General features: G+C 66.9%; 12 protein-coding genes. 8 read left to right on the forward strand and 4 right to left on the reverse strand.

What is annotated here, in order from left to right; genetic code table 11:
• Positions 1-53 precede the first annotated feature (53 nt).
• The 3 genes from AC0VYD_RS11370 to AC0VYD_RS11380 all read left to right on the forward strand — a co-directional run bounded on the left by AC0VYD_RS11370 (position 54) and on the right by AC0VYD_RS11380 (position 3,344).
• Entirely contained in the window at positions 54-476 is a 423-nt protein-coding gene (locus tag AC0VYD_RS11370; protein ID WP_475479832.1) for a hypothetical protein, read from the forward strand.
• Between the two features lie 215 nt (positions 477-691).
• The gene (locus AC0VYD_RS11375; protein ID WP_475479833.1) at positions 692-2,653 is read left to right on the forward strand and encodes a hypothetical protein; all 1,962 of its coding nucleotides are present in this window, start codon (positions 692-694) and stop codon (positions 2,651-2,653) included.
• Positions 2,654-2,702: 49 nt separating this feature from the next.
• Positions 2,703-3,344 carry a hypothetical protein gene (locus AC0VYD_RS11380; protein ID WP_475479834.1) on the forward strand — a complete coding sequence of 214 codons (642 nt, stop codon included), beginning with the start codon at positions 2,703-2,705 and terminating at the stop codon, positions 3,342-3,344.
• Here AC0VYD_RS11380 and AC0VYD_RS11385 read toward each other — a convergent pair.
• Both AC0VYD_RS11385 and AC0VYD_RS11390 read right to left on the reverse strand, forming a co-directional pair.
• Complete coding sequence (locus AC0VYD_RS11385) at positions 3,341-3,790, reverse strand: restriction system modified-DNA reader domain-containing protein (RefSeq protein WP_475479835.1); 450 nt, start codon at positions 3,788-3,790, stop codon at positions 3,341-3,343. The two genes, AC0VYD_RS11380 and AC0VYD_RS11385, sit on opposite strands and share 4 nt — an antisense overlap.
• 25 nt (positions 3,791-3,815) lie before the next feature.
• Positions 3,816-4,196: a restriction system modified-DNA reader domain-containing protein gene (locus tag AC0VYD_RS11390; protein ID WP_475479836.1), complete on the reverse strand. Its 381-nt coding sequence runs from the start codon at positions 4,194-4,196 to the stop codon at positions 3,816-3,818.
• Between the two features lie 221 nt (positions 4,197-4,417).
• Between AC0VYD_RS11390 and AC0VYD_RS11395 the strand changes: the two genes are divergently transcribed.
• Both AC0VYD_RS11395 and AC0VYD_RS11400 read left to right on the forward strand, forming a co-directional pair.
• On the forward strand, positions 4,418-6,286 hold the full coding sequence (locus AC0VYD_RS11395) for an ATP-dependent nuclease (protein WP_475479837.1): 1,869 nt from the start codon (positions 4,418-4,420) through the stop codon (positions 6,284-6,286).
• On the forward strand, positions 6,276-8,066 hold the full coding sequence (locus tag AC0VYD_RS11400; protein WP_475479838.1) for a UvrD-helicase domain-containing protein: 1,791 nt from the start codon (positions 6,276-6,278) through the stop codon (positions 8,064-8,066). The genes AC0VYD_RS11395 and AC0VYD_RS11400 overlap by 11 nt, the downstream gene beginning before the upstream one ends.
• Before the next feature lie 104 nt (positions 8,067-8,170).
• Here AC0VYD_RS11400 and AC0VYD_RS11405 read toward each other — a convergent pair whose 3' ends face one another.
• Together AC0VYD_RS11405 and AC0VYD_RS11410 are read right to left on the reverse strand one after the other, a co-directional pair.
• Positions 8,171-9,874 (reverse strand): pentapeptide repeat-containing protein, encoded by a 1,704-nt coding sequence (locus AC0VYD_RS11405; RefSeq protein ID WP_475479839.1) that lies wholly within the window; start codon positions 9,872-9,874, stop codon positions 8,171-8,173.
• A gap of 155 nt (positions 9,875-10,029) precedes the next feature.
• On the reverse strand, positions 10,030-11,112 hold the full coding sequence (locus AC0VYD_RS11410; RefSeq protein WP_475479840.1) for an endonuclease NucS domain-containing protein: 1,083 nt from the start codon (positions 11,110-11,112) through the stop codon (positions 10,030-10,032).
• A gap of 185 nt (positions 11,113-11,297) precedes the next feature.
• Between AC0VYD_RS11410 and AC0VYD_RS11415 the strand changes: the two genes are divergently transcribed.
• From AC0VYD_RS11415 to AC0VYD_RS11425, 3 genes are all read left to right on the forward strand, one after another.
• On the forward strand, positions 11,298-11,984 hold the full coding sequence (locus tag AC0VYD_RS11415) for a hypothetical protein (protein WP_475479841.1): 687 nt from the start codon (positions 11,298-11,300) through the stop codon (positions 11,982-11,984).
• A 263-nt stretch (positions 11,985-12,247) separates the two neighbouring features.
• Positions 12,248-16,177, forward strand: coding sequence for an Eco57I restriction-modification methylase domain-containing protein (locus AC0VYD_RS11420; protein ID WP_475479842.1), 3,930 nt, complete (start codon positions 12,248-12,250; stop codon positions 16,175-16,177).
• A 1,232-nt stretch (positions 16,178-17,409) separates the two neighbouring features.
• A complete protein-coding gene (locus AC0VYD_RS11425; protein WP_475479843.1) occupies positions 17,410-17,865 on the forward strand; it encodes a hypothetical protein in 456 nt (151 codons plus the stop codon).
• Positions 17,866-18,006: the final 141 nt, after the last annotated feature.

The raw sequence follows: 18,006 nt of genomic DNA on the forward strand, positions 1-18,006 counted from the left end.
GTGCACAGCGGACGTTCCACAGCCGACATCAGAACCCGAACCAGGAGCCCTTCATGACAACCCCCTTGGACATCGCCGGCGCAGCCGCGACCGCCGTCGTCGGCACCATGGCCACGGCTGCATGGACGCAGATCCGCGAGAAGTGCGCTGCCCTGTTCCAGCGTTACCTGGACGGCGAATCCCGGACCGCGGCCCTCACCCGCCTGGACACCCACGAGCAGACGATGAACGTGTCGGACCAGCAGGGACGGGAAGCCCTGCGTGGTGTCTTCACCGAAGCCACCACGCAGGACCTGGCCGAGATCCTGCGTCGTTCCCCGGAGGCCGCCGACCAGTTGAGCGCCCTGGCCCAGGCGGCACGGGACGCCGTCCCTGAGTCGTCCGTCTCCGCCAACGACGTCCGGGTCAGGGACGTACGAGCCAAGGGCGACGTCATCGTCGGTGGCGGCAACGTGAACGTCGGGGGTGACCGGTGACCGAGGCGAACGACAACCCCCAGCACGACCAGGAACCCAGCCCCGACCCCGCGCACTCGCGGTACGACGACGAGGCGTTGAAGGCGTTTCTCCGGCGCCCCCTTCCAGGATCGGCACCGGCCCCGCCTCCCGACCCTGGCACCGAGTACTCCCCGCAGCAGCCTGAGGGAGAAATCCCGCCGGATACCGGCGGGGGAGAGAGGTCCGGAAACCGGGTGTCCGCCTCGGGAATCAACAGCAACGGCGGCGGTGACGTGATCGTCGCCGGCAGGGACGCCACCAAGATCGTTCGCCAGTACATCAACACCCTGGCCGAGCTGCCGTCCCGGGCCATCCACAGCACCGAGATCGTCCCGAATCACCTGTTCGCGCCCGTCGGTGAACTCCCGCGTGCCGCCAGCGGGGTCTACGTCCTGGCCGGTGCTCCCGGCACCGGACGCCGGGCGGCCGCCCTTCGGCTCCTCGCAGCCCTGCCCGGACACGTCGAGTTGCGCGAGCTCCGCCCCGACTGGGAAGAGCCGGATGTGGCGCGCATCCCGATGGAGCCCCGCACCGGCTATCTGCTCGACCTGACCGGAACCATGGAGACGGTACCCGAGCAGCTCCGCGGCGACCTGGCCGGTTACGCGGCCCGAGCCAAGGAGGACGAGAACGGCAGCATGCTCGTCATCCTCGGTGACGAGCACGCTTGGGGAACCCGGAAGGTGCCCTGGGGCCACCACCGCATCGCGGCACGGGACCACCGGCGCCCCGACGCCGTCGAGGTCGCCCGGCTCCGGCTCCAGCACTCCCAGGACCCAGAGCGGGCGGCATGGATCGACCAGGAGGACAGCTCCTTCCACGACCTGCTCGTCCCGGAGGCTCCGCCCGCGCGCGGGGTCGAGCTCGCCGAGATCGTGCTGGAGGCCGATGCGGCGAAGGACGAGGACGCCAAGGACCGCTTCCTGGGCTGGCGGAACAAGATCCGGGAGTGGTTTGCGGGTGACATGCGGGAGACCGACGGAAAGGGGGTCGAGAAGCGCACCCTACGCATCGCGGCGGCCTTCCTGGACGGAGCGCCCGCGCAGGTCGTCCTCAACTCGGCGGACCTCCTCGTTCCGGAGGAAACCCGTAAGCGTTTCGAGGAACTGGGCGGTGCTCTGGCCGGCCCTGACGACGAGACCCGCTGCGACGACGCCGGTGTGACCCTTCGCGACGGCCGCGTCTACGTCACGGACAGCCGCAAGGGGCTCGACCTCGCCCTCATCCACTACCTGTGGGCCAAACGCGGGTCCCTCGCCAAGAAGCTCACCGACTGGCTGGCCGACATCAGTGCCCCTGACGGCCACGCGGAGGGAAGCCTGGAACGACTGTCCGACATCCTCACCGAGGTCGCCGTCGCCCAGGGAAAGGACGCGGTCCTTCCGCTCGTCCACGCCTGGTTGCAGCAGGGCAGTCAGCGCAGGACCGGATTCGCCGTCAAGGTCCTCGACCACCTCGCCGTCCACCCGGTCCTGGGCTCGCCCGTACGAGCGGAGTTGAGCAACTGGGCCAAGGGGGCCACGACACCCGACCGGCAGAGGGCCGTGATCGAGGTCGGCAAGCGCAAGTTCGGGGAGACCTATCCCAAGCAGGCCCTCACCCGACTCCGGTACGTCCTGGAGAAGACCCAGAACCCCGAGCTCTGGAACGCTGCCGTCGCTGCGGCCGCGCAGCTCCTCGCCCGGGAGAGCAGCCGCTTGGTCGTACTCAAGGTCCTGGTCGACTGGGTGGAGGACGGGCGGACCGCGGACGTCGCTGGCAAGCTCTTCCTGGCCCTGTTCCACGGGCGCGGCGAGGCGGGTGAAGAGGGTGCCACCGACCCGGCTCGGGGACTGCTCCACCTGGAAGGCAAGGAGGGCGACGCCGCCCAGGACCTGCTCCGCGACGCCTGGTGGGCCGTGTGGAAGAACGAACGACTTCGGGGGGAGGCCAGTCTCGCCCTCAACCGGTGGCAGGGGGCCACCTCGGACGGAATCCTGCCCGTCGACGCCACCTACAGGGTGGTCATCGCCGTCTGCAACGCCCGCAGTCTCGACCCGGACCTGGACCGGTTGGTGCAGGGCGATGACCCGGTCAGTGCCCGGTTGCGCCAGGACTTCTGGGCAAGGTCCGACGACGACCATCGGAACGGAGAGCCCGAGGGTGTTCCCGCGTAGGAGGAAGCGCGCCCCAGAAGAACGGTCGGAGCCCAAAGGCAGGTGTCTCGTGCGTGCGCCGAGTGCCGATCCCGGTCTCTACTTCGATGTGACCCTTACCTACCGGTGGCGGATCACCGACGGTGATCGGCAGGTCCTGCACCCCGACGAGGTGGCCCGCAGCCTCCTCGTCGGGGCCCTCGGCCCCGCGACGGCCGCCCACCCGGTACTGCACCTCCAGGAGGCCGGTTGGGCCGCCAACAGGGCACTGGCCGCAGAACTCGACGACGGCGGCCGCCTCAGCGTCTCGGGAAGCGCGCATGTCGCCGTCTCTACGGAGACCGAGGCGCGGGCCCGTGCCCGCGCCTCGGCGCGCGAACGTGTCCGTATGGAACAGGCCGAACACGTCGCGCGCCTGGAGGTGCTCCGGGAGACGGTGCTCACCCCAGGGCTGGGTCTGCTCTGGTGGCTCGAACGGCACGAGTCCCCCGGGGCGGGCACGGACCCCGAGGAGTGGACACGGCGGTTGATCGACTCCTACCGGGAGCTGGCGGCGGCTGTGCGGGAGGATCGGACCACCGCCGAGCCGGACGGGCTGACGGTCCTGCGAACGCGAGTGGAGGAAGCACTCGCGGCGGTGCAGGAACCGCAGGTCGCCCAACGGTTCGCCTACCATCTGGAGGACTACCTCACACGTGTGGCCGGCCGCTAGCGCAGGTCGTCAAGGAGGGCCCCGTCGCGTTCGCGGCGCCATTGCCGCCAGCCGTTGATCTCGTGCCCGCAGAGCGACCTCGCGGCGCTCGACGGAGTCCTGAACGGCGGGGCGTCGCTGCCGTCGACGCGTACACGGCCGCCAGCGGTCACCGTCGCGGTGAAGTGCTCCCCCCGGCGAGGGCGGCCCCAGACCAGTTTCTCGCCGGGGGAGAGCGTTCCCGCCTGGACCATGTCGAACAGCGCGCCGCGGTCGTGCTCGCTGTCCCAGACCACGGGGGCGTCCGCTCTTGCGGCGCCCCCGGTGTCCTCGGCGGAAGGTTCCGCGGTGGGAGTATTCAGCTCGAGGATGCGGCGGAGCACGTCGTTGGGGGTGTCCACGAAGGGCTGCGCGCGCCTCTGGAGATCGGCGTAGACCTCGTCGTCGATCCTGATCACGCGGGACATACGTTCTTCCTGTCCGTGTCGGCGGTCAGCTCCGGTCGAGTTCGGCGCGCAGCTCGTCCAGCCGGACACCGTCCCGTTCCCGGTGCCATGTCTTCCAGCCGTTGTGCTGGCCGCCGGCACAGAAGTTCGCTGCCGCGGAGAGGGTCAACGGCTTGTTCGAACCGTCAGGTGTCACGGATCCGTCCGCGTTGACGGTGGCGGAGTGCGTTTCGCCCCTGCGCGGGCGGTGCCAGAGCAGTCGCTCTCCCACCTTGAGTTTGCCAGCGTCGAGGAGTTTGCGGACCTCGGCTTCACTGCGCCGACCCCCGGGCCGATGGTCGGTCTGAGGGGGCTGGTGACAGGTCGTGATCGCAACGGTGACGACGCGAACGGTCTTCGTGGTGTGGGTGCCGGTACAGGTACTCATCTTCTCCTCACGAGCGGGATCGCTCAGACTCTTTCTTCTTTGAAAGTTACCGCGCGAGATCTTGGAGTGTGGGCGGATCTCCAAACTCCGCTGTGCGGATCTCGGGATCGGGCCGAGGTTTCCGGAACCTTCTGTGCGACGTGTGCGTCACAGTTAACGTACACAACTGTTAGCGTTGTATACCTACTGAACACGTTCTGGTGTGATCGGAGAAAGTGGTCATGTACCTCGAATCACTGCATTGCAAGGGCTTCAGATCGCTCGCCGACGAGACTGTCACCTTCCGCCCCGGGGTAACGGTGCTGGTGGGGGAGAACAACGCGGGCAAGTCCAACGTCATGGACGCCATCCGCCATCTGACCGCGCCCCTGGACGGTAGGCGAGACATCCACCTCCGGGCGGACGACCTCCACCGTGACGGTTGCCCCGACGGCCGCCACCACGACTCGTGCCGCACCGACATCGGACTCTCCGCCCGGTACACCTCGGAGGAACCCCATGATCTGGCCCTGTACGGTTCCGCTCTGGCCGAGGACGGGAAGGGCATCGTCTACCACCTGGTCTACACCCCGCCCGCTCCGGGGGCACAGCGCGGCAAGGTGACCTGGCAGGCGGGAGACGCCGTCACGACCGACCGCGACCCCGAACCCGCGGCCCGCGAGCGTATCCGGCACCTGTACCTGCCGCCGCTGAGGGACGCCCAGCGGGAACTGGCGTCCGCCTCCAGCCGCTACCTGCACGGGTTCATCGGTGGATTCCTGCTCGACCAGAAAGAGGTTGACTCGTTCCTGGGCGATGTGGGCAAACGGTTCGGACAGATCACCGAACTCGAACCGCTGACGCAGGCCGCTGGCTCCGTCCGCGAACGCCTGGTCGAACTCACCCAGGGCGCCCACACCCAGGACACGGGCTTCGGGTTCTCCCGACCGACCCTCCCGACGGTGGCGCGTTCGCTGCGGCTGCGCCTCGAAGAGGAGGGCATGGGCCTCCAGGAGATCTCCGAGAGCGGTCACGGATACGCGAACCTGCTGTTCATGGCCACGCTCTTCGCCCAGTTGCGCAACGCGGCCGAGGCCGACCTGACCCTGCTCCTGGTGGAAGAACCCGAGGCCCACCTGCACCCCCAGCTCCAGAGCATCCTCATGGACCACCTCCAGGAGGAGGCCAGGCGAAGCCAGCAGGCTGATACCAGCGGTCAGGAGTGGTTGGGGCGCATCCAGGTGGTGGTGACCACCCACGCACCCCACATCGCCACCTCGGTGCCCCCTGAGGACCTCGTCGTCCTCCAGCGGCGCACCGCCTCGCTGGCCCCTGCCACGGGGGAGAAGGCAACGGGTGCCTCCGTCCAGGAGAAGAAACACCACACCACGAGTGTCGCGGTGCGGAACCTGAACATGGATGCGCGTGAACTCGGCAAGGTACGGCAGTACCTGAACGCCACACGTAGCACCATGCTCTTCTCTCCCAGGGTGCTGTTGGTGGAGGGCATCGCTGAGGGCATCCTGGTGCCCGGGTTCGGGAAGCTGGTTCTCGACCCGGTCGCCCAGAGGCGCCTGCGCGGTACCGCCGTCGTCCCCATCGACGGGGTCGACTTCGAGCCCTACCTCAGGGTGCTGCTCAAGCGTGATGAGACCAGCGGTCAGCGGATCGGACAGCGCGTCGCCGTCATCACCGACGGGGACTTCTACGCGACCAGCGTCCACACTGTCCCCGACCGCCGAAAGAACCTGAACGCACTGCTCGAAGAACTCGCGGCCGGTGGAGACGTCGCACAGGTCTTCGACAACGAGACCACTCTGGAGCCAGAGCTGATGCGCGCGGACCAGGGCAACGTCGAGATCCTCAGGAAGGCCTGGGCCTGTCAGCGCCCCAGGGCGGGGGAGAAGGACTGGCGCGAACTCATGGAGCTACAGGACGTACAGCGGGACAGGAGGCTCGCCAAGATGTTCGGTGAGTACAAGGTGCGCAAGGGGGACTTCGCCCAGGACGTGCTGGCGGTATCGGCACAGGAGAACGTTCCCCTCGTCGTGCCCGAGTACTTCGAGCGTGCACTGAAGTGGATCACCGAGGGGGTCACTGGTGGTTGCTGAGTACACCCCCCTCACCATGGAGGACAACACCCCGGCCGACCAGGCGCACACGGCGCAGCGCGGCATCGTGGAGCGTGACCTGGCTCCGGGAGAGGCCCTGTGGGTCCAGGCCTGCCCCGGGGCCGGTAAGACACGGGTCATCGTCGAACGCCACCTGGAACGCCCCCTACCAGCGAGGCGAGGCCGCGCCATCGTCTCCTTCACCAGGGCCGCCGGCCGTGAACTGCGAGACCGGAGCCGGGAGCGCGGCAGGCCCGAACTCAGCGGACACCCGCACTTCATCGGCACGCTGGACGGTTTCATCTGGCGCTACCTGGTCCGCTCCTACCTGGGCACCTCGGCGGTGGACGAGGATGGCTGGAGCCGACTGGACAGCTGGGAGGACCACCCGGAGGCCCGTGTCGGGGGCCACGTGAGCCTGGACGACTTCAGGTACACGCCCTCTCCTGGGGGAGAGCCGCGAGCGCGTATGAAGTACTCGAAGAGTAAGAACTACACGGACGGGCAGGTGCGGCAGCTCGAACAGTGGGCTGCCCAGCGGAAGGCGCAACTCATCAGGCGCGGCTACCTGACTGGCGACGAACTGCGGGAGCGGGCGCTGCGCAACCTGGACGATCCGAGTACCGCTGCCGTAGTGGCGCGGATGCTCTCCGGCCGTTTCCACGAGCTGATTGTCGACGAGGCGCAGGACTGCTCGGTCAAGGACGACGCCGTACTCCGTAGGGTGAACAGGCTGGGGCTCCCGCTCATGCTCGTGGGTGACACCGGCCAGAGCATCTACGGGTTCCGTGACCGCGAGCAGGGCGCTGTACCGGCGCCAAGGCTGGTGGATGACCTTCCCCGTCTGGAACTCCGCCACAACTGGCGCAGCAGCCAGGTGATCTGCGATCTCACCGCCACCCTGAGCCCGGGAAGCGGAACCGACATCGCGGTGGGGTCGCACCGGGAGGACGGCACCCCGATCCTGCTCGTGCCGCGCGACGACGGCGACCGCGGGCCGCGTGCGGTGTTCCGGAGGGAAGCGGACCGGCGTGATATTTCCGAGGGCGAGCGCCTGGTCCTTGCCCGCCAGTGGGGCACGTTGCCCAAGGACCTCATCGGTACCCCTCATGCTCCCCTGGAGCCGTTGAACCGTCTCCTCTGGGCGGTCGGGGTGCTTCGGGCGTCGGCCTCGCCGCGCAGACGCCGGGAGAAGGCGTCACGGATTTTGCGTGAACACGTTCTCGACCTGTGGTGCCCGGAGGGCCGCCTTCCCGAGGAACAGCGGATCCGCCGGTCCGGTCTGCCCAGGGTCGGGGTGGACCGAGCGGAGGCCCTGGTCCTCGCCCACCTGCCCGAGCTCGACACACCCCTGTCCTCATGGGTGCTGGAAGCGGCGAAGGTGTTCCATACCTACGGGCCGAGCGTGAGGGGCGACCATCCGCCGGGCGTCCTCCACTGGGAGTCCGAAGACGCGGTCTCCGCCTTCGGCACCGCTGCGGAAATGGCCGGGGCTCCCACCCCGGGCGTGGACGGAGTGGGAACGGCCGGCAGCGTCCACCAGGCGAAGGGCGGCGAGGCCGACGCGGTTCTCATGCTCCTCACCCCGCGACAGGGGTACAAGCCCGGGACGATCGATCACTGGATCAACGGTCGGGAGGATGAAGCGGTACGCATCCTGTACGTGGCAGTCTCCCGAGCGCGTCGGCTGTTGACCCTTGGCGTTCCCCAAGGCGATCTCGACCGTGTGGCCCGCCACCTCGAACGCAATGAAGTCGCGTGTCGGGTGCTGGACGGCTGAGCCCTTGGTGACGGTGTGGTTCCTGCCCTCGCGCCGGTCGTCCCCTTCCCTTTCGATGTCCGGGTCGAGGTGACGGTCCCGGAGCGTGGCTACACGGGGACGGTTCAGTCGGCGGGCGGTGGCGGGGCGTCCTCTGGTAGGTCCGCAGAGGCAGGGTCCCACTGGGGTGGCCACAGAACTTTCACGGTTCCGGTTCGCTCGGCTTCTACCAGGCCCTGAGGGCGTAGGCCCCGTGCGTGCTCAGGGTTTGGGAACGTGATGGCGGTAAAATCCACCGTCCCCTTCCTGAGAGTCGGTGACCGAGGAAGGTTGAAGTGCAGTGTCGGCTCGTTAAGTGAGGCATGTCGGAAGTCGATCGTGCCCGAGTCGAGTGCGACTCCGGCGAAGTGCACCCTGCCCTGATACATGAGCGTCCGCTGGAAGGACACCTCGCCGGTGAGCCCACCCTGGTTGACGATGAATCCCGTTCCTTCATCGGTGAACCAGGCTTCATGGAGGTCAATCTTTCCCTGGAAGGTGCAGCGTAGGAAGAGCACCGGGGTGCCGGTGAACCTGGCTCGCCTGAAGGTTGTGGTGCCCTTGAGCGTGGAGTCACGGATCTCGATGCTGCCTGTTTTGAGCTGGGCACCATCGAAACTGGTCGAGTCGAGTGTGGCGCCATCGAAAATCTGTACCCGAGCGCCGTCGAAGACGGTGTCCTGGAAAGAACATCCGGTGAGTGTTCCTCGGTGAAACGAGATCGTACCGGGAAGCCCTTTTGCGGCGATGCCCCCGGTGAAGTGTGCACCGGTGAAGTCCACCTGGTCCAGGTGAGCGCCATCGAAGTACACGTTGCCGTGCTGGTTCGCGCGAAAGCGCGCCTGGCGGAACGACACACCGCGGGCACGGATGCGCGTGAAGTTGGCGCCGTCGAAGGCGACCCGGCTGAAATCGTAGGACAGTTCCTGCCAGCCGGGGTTTGTGCGCAGGCGGGCCGCGATGACGTCGATGATCGTGTGGCGCACCTCGCGGTACGCCTGCACGGCCTGCAGCTGATCTTGGTAGGAGACCTGTGGCTCCTCGCCTGCACCAGTTGGCCGTGTCGGCGGTTCCTGAGGAGAGGGCATGCGCAGGAAGGCGCACAGAACGTCGATCACCATCTGCCGCTCACTGATACTGGGCGCCTGGTCCGCGACGTGTGCCAAAGCATGGACCCCGGCGAGTTTGACCGCGGCTTCCTCGTGGCCGAATTGGCTGGAGGCGGAGGCGAAACGCTCGGTGAACAGCCGGCTGGTATCGCGTTGGGAGTCCTGCTCGGTGGTCTTCTGTCGACGGTAGGCAGTCACCAGCAAGGCCACTCCGCCGAGTCCAGCGACGACCGCGAAAGCGCGAGTGACCATGGATTCCACCATCTTCGACGTCAGCTCGGCAGGCGGGTTGTAGGGCGGATGGCCCAGAGCAAACCATGTAGCGGTAAGTATTCCTAGAATCAACCAGATGCTCATAATCCAGGCGATGAAGACCAGTCGGGTCAGACGTACCTTCTGCTGAGGTGCGTCGAGCGGTCGCCCAGGTGCTGGCTCGGGGTCGGGGTATAGGAAGGTCAGTGCGGTGGCGGCTGCCAGGAACCAGAGGATTGCGAGCACTGTAAGAGCGGCGTTCGCGGGTAGACCCAGAGATGCCAGCTGGTCCACCGCCAGACGCTTCGTCGACACACCAATGAGGACGAAGATGGGTGGAAGGCTCACGGCTGACCAGAAACGAACACGGCACCGTATGCGAGTGTGCTCGTCTCTGTCCGTGCCGGAAAGCTCAGGAAGGAAGTGCATGCCATTACCGTAGAACCTCGGGGCCCTTGGTGAGTACAAGTGGATCGGGGACTGCGCTGTCCTTCACAGTGCGGTCTTGTGCCCTAGCTAAGCGCCACCATGAACGAGTTCTACAAGGAGCCTTTTCCAAGCTGTTCCTTCAGGTTGGAAAAGACTCAGTCCTCCAGGTCGAATTCCTCTCGAAGTCGGGTCAGGGTTTCCGAGTTCCTGAAGCGGCAGGCGCTGTTCTGGTTGGCGAAGAACCCCGGCGACCAGACGGCGTCCTCCCGCGACCGTGTGCGCAGCCAACGCACCGCGACGATGTATTCGAGAAGGTCCTCATCCTCCTGTTCGCCCGTATGCGTGTAGGTGCCCGCCAGGTCCAGGTCGGTGAAACGCCGCCGTTCACCGTCCACCTCGAGGACGGCCTCGGTGTAGGGCACCGCTTCGTCGGTCACCTCGCCCACCCCCGCATACCCCGTCTTGGGCAGGTGGACGAAGATGCGCGCGCCCACCGGAAGGTTGGCGAGGGTGCGTGAATGCCAGGCGCCGGCACCCGCCGAGACGAAACCGAAGTGCAGGGCGTCGTCCCAGTTCCGGGAACCGCGCTGATCCCCGAAGGAGACGTACCAGTCGCGTTTGTTCCACGGCTCGCGGGTCCCGCCCGGACGAGGGCGGGTCGGTGCGGCCGAGGAAGTGTCGTCCACGATCGCGGTGCGGGCCAGGTAGCGGTTCTCCCCGTCGGTGAAGAAGGAGAAGAGCAGGATGTTGATGGGGACACCGTGGGCGGCCAGGTACTCGACGGTGCCCTCCACGGCCGCGCTGCTGCTGTGCGCCACCAGGGTGAGCCGGTGTTCGCTGTTCAGCTCGGCCGGAGTGTCTGTGCCGAAGGTGCGGGAGAAGGCGTCGTTGAACGTCCGGCCCGGATTCTCCCTCTGGTAGAGATCCACGATGTCGTGGTGGGTCAACCGGTTCGCCCAGGCCCCATAGCCGAGAAGCTGGGCGACGGAGTCGCGGGGGGTGCGGCCCCGCTTCAGTTCGATGACGTGAACCGTGCCGTCGTCACCCACCCCCAGTAGGTCGATTCTGCCGTCCAGGTCGGTGCGGACCTGGCGGCCGATCACGAGGACGCGCTCGCCCAGAATGCTCGGGTCCTTCTCGATGAGGTCCTCGAGTTGGGATTCCAGGGGGATGCCCTGCGATTCGACGCGGGAGAGGGAGTCCCCGTCCACCCGCCAGAGGGAAATGTCAGTGCCCATGTGAGCCATTGTCCTGCCAAACCGGTGTGCTCGCAGCGAGGTCCCCCAGGCCTGCCACCTGAGAGTGTGTTGACATCGCTTTCAATGTGAGATTAACTATTGTTGTGTTGTTAGTGGGCCTGGAATGCACTCCGTTGCTCCGGCCCAGGTTCGGTGCCGCGGTACCGGGAAAGCGGTGATCTGCCATGCCCGAGTCCGATGATGCTGTGCGTGCGGAGGACGGCGGATCCGATGTGGGGGAGGAAGCCGACCACAGAAGGCCGTCCCTGCCCTTGGTGCTGTTCGTGGTCGGGGCGCTGGGTGCGGGAACCCTTCTGGGCTGGTCGCTGCGAACCCCCGAGAATGCCCCGGTGTACCTGGAACTGTCCGAACAGCACGAGTCGACCGAGGCCGAGCTGGAACAGGCCCTGGTGAGAGAAACTGACCACGAGGACACCATCAGCGCTCTCCGGGAGGAGCTGGAGCAGCTCGAAGGCCCGATCCAGGAGCTGGACGAACGCGAAGAGGGATTGGACACCCGGGAGGGAGAACTCGACGACCGCGATGAGGAGCTGACCGAGTTCTCCGAGGAGCTCGACGAGCGGGAAGGCGATCTCGACACCCGTGAGGAAGAGGTCACCGGTCTGGAGACCGAAGCCGAGGAGAACAGTTTCCCCGGCACCGGGACCTTCCTCGTCGGCGACGAGATCTCACCCGGGACCTACCGTTCCGAAGGTGGTGCCAACTGCTACTGGGCCCGGCTGTCTGGTACCGACGGCACTCTGGACTCGATCATCGCCAACAACTTCGGCAGCGGCAGCCAGGTCGTAACGATCAGCGGCTCGGATACGGCGTTCGAGACCAGCGGATGTGGTGAGTGGTCGCGAATCTGAGTTTCGATTCACCCCGGTTTCCTCTGGGACTGGTGTTACGGCGTTTCTTCTCCGGGGCGATTGAAGCGAAAGAGGGTTTTTCCCAAAGCCGCTAAACGCGACCTTCGGTTCTTCCTTTTGCGTACGTGCGGGTGTTCCTGTGGATGCGGGTGCAAATGCACCTGCGATCGCGCCCCCTGCAAAAGGACGTGTCGATGCCTCCCCCAGCACTGCCCCCGTCCCTGTCCGCGGTCCGTAGCGCCGGTGGGATCCTGCCCGCGGACATGCTCTTACGGATCTTCGACGGTCGCGACATCGAAGGCGGACGGCCGGCCGACTACGGAATCATCGGTACGCGGTCGGTCGAGGACGAGGCCGAGCGCCTGTGGCACGAACTGCGCGGTGCCTGGTGGGTGCTGCGCCGGACCCTGCCCGGTCGAGACGGGGACGGGCGGCTGCCGGGGGACCCCACCGGTTCCGCGTTGCGGGGCTGGGTCGAACCACTGTTCGTCGCGCTGGGTTTCGGGCGACTGGCCGGTCTGCGGATCTCCGGGATCCCGGCCGACGACGACCCCGGCAGAGTCTTTCCGGTGACCCACCGGTACCAGCGGCTCCTGATCACGGTGGTGCCGTGGGACACCGAACTCGATGCGCGCGGCCGTGACGGATCCGCTTCCCCGCAGTCGCAGATGCAGGAAGCGCTGAACCGGACCAGCGCGCACCTCTGGGGGCTGGTGACCAACGGACGCGAACTGCGGATACTACGCGACTCCACCTCCCTGGCCGGGTCCGCCTATCTGTCCATCGATGTGGAAGCGGTGTTCGACGGGGAGCTGGTCCACGAGTTCATCGCCCTGTGGCGGCTCTTCCACGCCTCCAGGTTCGAGGTCCTCGAAGGAGAAGCACCGTCCACCTGCCTGATGGAGCGCTGGCGGGACGAGGCGCTGCGCTCGGGCGTCCAGGCCCTGGACGCGCTACGGCACAACGTCGAGGAAGCCCTGGCCATCCTCGGCACCGGCTTCCTGAGCCACCCGGACAACCACCACCTGCGACGATCGGCGAGGGTCGGCGAACTCCACGGGGCCCTGCTGCGCCTGGTCTTCAGAACCCTCTTCCTCGCCGTTGTGGAGGAACGCGACCTACTCCACCCGCCGCATACCGATCCGCTCACCCGCGGACGCTACGCCGACTACTTCTCCTTCGCCCGACTGCGCCGGGTGGCTGACCGGGGCGGCGGTGGCGGCCACCACCGGGACCTGCACACGACGCTGCGCATCGTCCTGGACTCCCTCGGGCTCGAGGACGGCCGCCCCGAACTCGGCCTGGTGGGCCTCGGTGGGCTCTTCACCCGTACGGAAGAGGACCGCTGCCTGGACGGGGCCTCCTTGAGCAACCAGGCCCTGCTGCGCGGGGTGCGCAGACTGTCACGGGTGCGCGACCCCGGAACCCGGCGCTGGCGGCCGGTCTCCTTCCGCGCGCTCTCCTCCCGCGAGCTGGGCGCGGTCTACGAGTCGCTCCTGGAGAGCCTGCCCGAGTACCGGCCCGACGACCACTCCTTCCACCTCGTCCACCGGGCGGGCAACGCGCGCAAGATGACGGGGTCGTACTACACCCCTTCCTCCCTCATCTCCCGCCTGCTGGACACCACCCTCGAACCCGTTCTCGACGAGGCGGTCAAACGAGGAGCGGACCAGGCCGCCAAGTACCCCGAACTCGACGAGGCGGACACCATCGCGGAGACGCTCCTCTCCGTCACGGTATGTGACCCGGCGTGCGGCTCCGGGCACTTCCTGGTGGCCGCGGGCCAACGCATCGCCAAGCGGGTCGCGGCTGTCCGGGAGGGCACCCCCGAACCGGGGGAGGAGGCGTACCGCCGCGCGCTGCACGCGGTGGTCGCCCGTTGCCTGTACGGGGTCGACATCAATCCCATGGCCTTGGACGTGGCGAAGATGTCGCTGTGGCTCGAAGGCATGACCCCGGGCCGACCACTCGACCTGCTCGACCCCCACCTCAAGTGTGGAAACGCCCTCATCGGTGCGACCCCAACGCAGCTACGCGGGGGAATCCCCGACGCCGCCTTCACCCCGGTGGAGGGAGACGACCGCAAGGCCGCGGCCGCGCTGGGCAGGGTCAACACCCTCGAGCGCGCCGGTCAGGCCGTGCTTTTCGACGCCGAACCTGACGCGGTCAAGGTGGACAACACCACCTACGCGGAAGGGCTCAACGCCCTCTTCGCCATCGAGGCGGGCAGCCTGCGGGACGTACGCGAACAGGAACAGGTCTACCGGGTCTGGCGCCGATCGGCCGACTACCGCAGGGACGTGCACATCGCCGACGCCTGGTGCGCCACCTTCCTGTGGGAGAAGACCGAGGACGCACCGCAACCGGTGACCGACGAGACCTTCCACCGGCTCTTCGACCCAGAGGACGCCGCCGCGACCGAGGCCACCCACACCGAGGTCAGGCGGCTCCGGGACCGGTACCGCTTCTTCCACTGGCACCTGGAGTTCCCCGACATCTTCCGGGTCTGCGACGACCAAGGGGGTGGTGGCAGCGGCGCTCCGGGCTGGCAGGGCGGGTTCGACTGCGTGCTTTCGAACCCGCCCTGGGACAAGCTCGACTTCGAGGACAAGAAGTACTTCAGCGTGGTCCAACCCTCGCTCGCGGGCATCGCCGGGTTGGCCCGCAGGGAGGCGATCGCCCAGTGGCAGCGTGACTTCCCCGAAGAAGCGGAGCGCTACCGGTCGGCACGGCGTCAGGTGAAGTCCACCCTGCACTTCGCCGGGCGTTCGGAGGGGTTCCCCGCGTGCGCCGAGGGACTGAGTGTCAAGGGGGTGAACACCCTCCAGGTGGACCACCTCTTCGTGGAGCTGTTCACCGGCCTGATCAAGCCGCAGGGCCGGATCGGCGCGATCGTGCCCACGTCCATCGCCACCGGAGCCGGGGCCCAGGAACTCTTCTCGACCCTGACCCGGAACCGGTCGATCGCCTCGCTGTACGACTTCGAGAACCTGAAACAGCTGTTTCCCGGCGTGCACTCCAGCTACCGCTTCTCCCTGCTGACCCTGCACGGTGCCGAGGCTCCCGTGCCCGTGGCCGACTACGCCTTCTTCCTCCACGAACCGGCCCATCTCGACGACGGCCGCCGGGCCTTCGAGCTCACCGCGGACGAAATCGCCCTGCTCAGCCCCAACACGGGCTCACTCCCGCTGTTCCGCTCCAGGCGCGACGCCGACCTCACCCTCTCGATCTACCGTCGTGTTCCGGTGCTGTGGGAGGAAGGACGCCGGGACGGCAACCCCTGGGCGGTCAGGTTCAAGGCGACGTTGTTCCACATGACCGATGACTCCGAACTCTTCCGAACCAGGACGGACCTGGAGGATGAGGGGTGGCAGCTGCGGGGGAACGTCTTCGAGCGCGCGGGACGACGAATGTGGCCGCTCTACGAGGCGAAGATGGCCCACCACTTCGACCATCGATGGAGCGGCTTCACGAAGGCCGGCGCCACGCGACAACCGGAGCAGTCCGAGAAAAGGGATCCCGAGTACGCGCCGTTACCCCGCTACTGGGTTCCCGAGGACGACGGCGCCAGGGAAGGCCTCACCACCCGGCTGTCCGGGGCTGGTTGGGACCGGGGATGGCTCTACGGCTGGCGTGACGTGACGAACATGACCAACGAGCGAACCGCGATCCCCGCCCTATTGCCACGTGCGGCGGTCGGCCACACCTTCCCCCTCATGTTCGTCCGAAAGAGCCCGAGCCTGGTAGCGGCCCTATGCGCGGTGCAGAGCTCACTCGTCTTCGACTTCGTCGCCCGCCAGAAGATCAACGGCGCGCACATGTCCCTCATGACCTGGAAGCAGCTTCCCGTGCCCAGACCCGAGCAGCTGGAACCCCACCTCGGCTTCCTGGTGCCCCGCGTGCTCGAACTCGTCTACACCACCAACGACATGGCCCCGCTCGCCCGCGACCTCGGTTACACCGGCCCGCCCTTCCCCTGGGGTGAGGAGCGCAGGGCGGCGCTGAGAGCGGAACTGGACGCCTTCTGCTTCCGCCTCTACGGGCTCGACCGGCAGGACACGAACTATGTTCTGGAGACCTTCCAGACGGAGAAGGGCGGGCTGAAGAACAATGAGATCGCCCGATTCGGAACCTACCGAACCAAGGCATTGGTTCTGGAGGCCTTCGATCGCCTGACGGACGTAACCAGCTGACGGGTGGGCTTCCGCGCGTGCGGTCTTCCCCGAAGGGTTTCGACCGCGTGGACCATGTCTCCATGAGGCTCCAGGGGGTCGATTGCCCCTGGGATTGATGAACTCCCCTGGAGGTGGCTTCCCAACGCACCCTCAGCGACGGAGTGGTGTTCGTTGACGGTGCCCTTGACCATGGACCTGTGCGGCTTCGGGCGCAGCTCACGCGAACCGGTGGACGCTCGCTGCGGCCCCGGTGGTCACGCCGACGACGTGCGCGCCCTGCTGGACGGACTCCCCTGGACCGGGCGCGCCTGGGCGTGCAGGCGGCGTGGTCGACGAAGATGACGGGTGGGGCCGTGGACGTCGTGTCCGCCTCGTGGCTGTTGCGCCCGGATGTGTGAGAGGAGTTCGGGGCGCATGTGGACGTGGAGCCGGTGACTCACCCTGGTGAGCTGGAGCAGGTCCTGCGACGCTCGTGCGACTCGCGGCCCGGCCCCTGGGCGGCGAACTCTCCCGTACAGCGTTTTCTCGGTACCCGACGGGCGGACGTTGAGCCTGCGGCTCGACGTCGGTGGGTGAGCCCGAGGCGGTGCGTGCCTGCGGGCGCTGTCGGCCTTTCTACCGCCACAGCGGCGCCCTCGGCGGAGCAGCGCGGGACGTCTGTCCCGGCGCTGTCCCTCGCCGCCGTGCGGGCTCGGCGGCATTCGGTGGCGCTCGGAAAATAATTTGATGCACATCCGGAATCCCGGAGATGCATAGATCACTATGATTTTACCGCATTGTCTGTTATGTCGGTGCGATAAATTCGCTGATCCTATTGATTTGCCGCGCCCCTGTAGGCATGGTGGAAGGGTGATCCGCCGCTCAATTCTCCTGGGGAATCATGAAAGCCTCTGATGTCGTCCTGGAATTCCGGACCCCGGGTGTTGGGCCAGTGGTGTCTCCGGTGGCAGGGGTAAACGGTTTCGACGGTTTCCGTGGTTCGTTCGATCCAGGCCCATGTAGAGCCAACCCCGCTTTCCCCTGGGCCTGAGTCGCAACGGCTTCGGGGAACTGGGTGAACTCTTTGAGTCGCCGATATTGGGCACCTTTCGCAGGAGGTCAACGGCCCCCGGGGGCGGGTGCAGAGAAGGTCAAGGGTGGCAAAAGATCCGGACCCTGTCGAAAGCATTCGAGTCGGGGTGGATGTGCTGTCGGGCGGAATCAGGGCTGTCATGGGCGGCCGCCTCTCGAGAAGACCATGAGGAGAATCCATGTCTTTCAAGAACATCTTCGACAACGGTGAGAACGAGGCCGGATCCGCGGAGGAGTCGGCCCGCGCCGTGTACGACAGGATCCCGGGGGCGCGGCCCGAGCGGGAAGGGATCGACCCGGAGCTCGTCGATGGGATTCCCGAGGTCGAGCGCGACCCCAAGATCGTACGTGAGACGTCGCCTGAAGCGCTCAACGTCATGAACGGCTTCATCTCCCCCATGTTCAGGAACACCCGGACCGCCGCCGCCGAGCAACGGCAGGCCAGCGAAGACCCGGCATCGACCACCGCGATGGCGTCCTCGGCCAAGGACGAGGCATTCAAGGAGGTGGAGGTGGAGATCAGCGACGAGGACCGCCCCGAGATCAGCGATGAGGAGCGGGCGAACCTGAAGAAGGACAACCAGAAGTCAACCGAGAACGTCAGGAGGACTGAAAAAGGGTTCACCGAGGGGTGAGAGAAGTTCAACAGCCTGCTCCTCGGTACGGAAAACTGTTCACAGGAGCCGGTTTTCCGATCTGGATCCAGGCCTGAGAAAACGGGCCCGACCGCTGCACTGGCGATGCCGCTTCCGGTCGCGCCGGAACGGAAGTGTTCC

The sequence above is a fragment of the Nocardiopsis sp. iso_40 genome (assembly GCF_056173285.1).

Coding starts and splice junctions, on each gene's coding strand:
- AC0VYD_RS11370 (WP_475479832.1), top strand. CDS start 54: ATGACAACCCCCTTGGACATCGCCGGCGCAGCCGCGACCGCCGTCGTC.
- AC0VYD_RS11385 (WP_475479835.1), bottom strand. CDS start 3,790: ATGTCCCGCGTGATCAGGATCGACGACGAGGTCTACGCCGATCTCCAG.
- AC0VYD_RS11390 (WP_475479836.1), bottom strand. CDS start 4,196: ATGAGTACCTGTACCGGCACCCACACCACGAAGACCGTTCGCGTCGTC.
- AC0VYD_RS11395 (WP_475479837.1), top strand. CDS start 4,418: ATGTACCTCGAATCACTGCATTGCAAGGGCTTCAGATCGCTCGCCGAC.
- AC0VYD_RS11405 (WP_475479839.1), bottom strand. CDS start 9,874: ATGCACTTCCTTCCTGAGCTTTCCGGCACGGACAGAGACGAGCACACT.
- AC0VYD_RS11410 (WP_475479840.1), bottom strand. CDS start 11,112: ATGGGCACTGACATTTCCCTCTGGCGGGTGGACGGGGACTCCCTCTCC.
- AC0VYD_RS11415 (WP_475479841.1), top strand. CDS start 11,298: ATGCCCGAGTCCGATGATGCTGTGCGTGCGGAGGACGGCGGATCCGAT.
- AC0VYD_RS11420 (WP_475479842.1), top strand. CDS start 12,248: ATGCTCTTACGGATCTTCGACGGTCGCGACATCGAAGGCGGACGGCCG.
- AC0VYD_RS11425 (WP_475479843.1), top strand. CDS start 17,410: ATGTCTTTCAAGAACATCTTCGACAACGGTGAGAACGAGGCCGGATCC.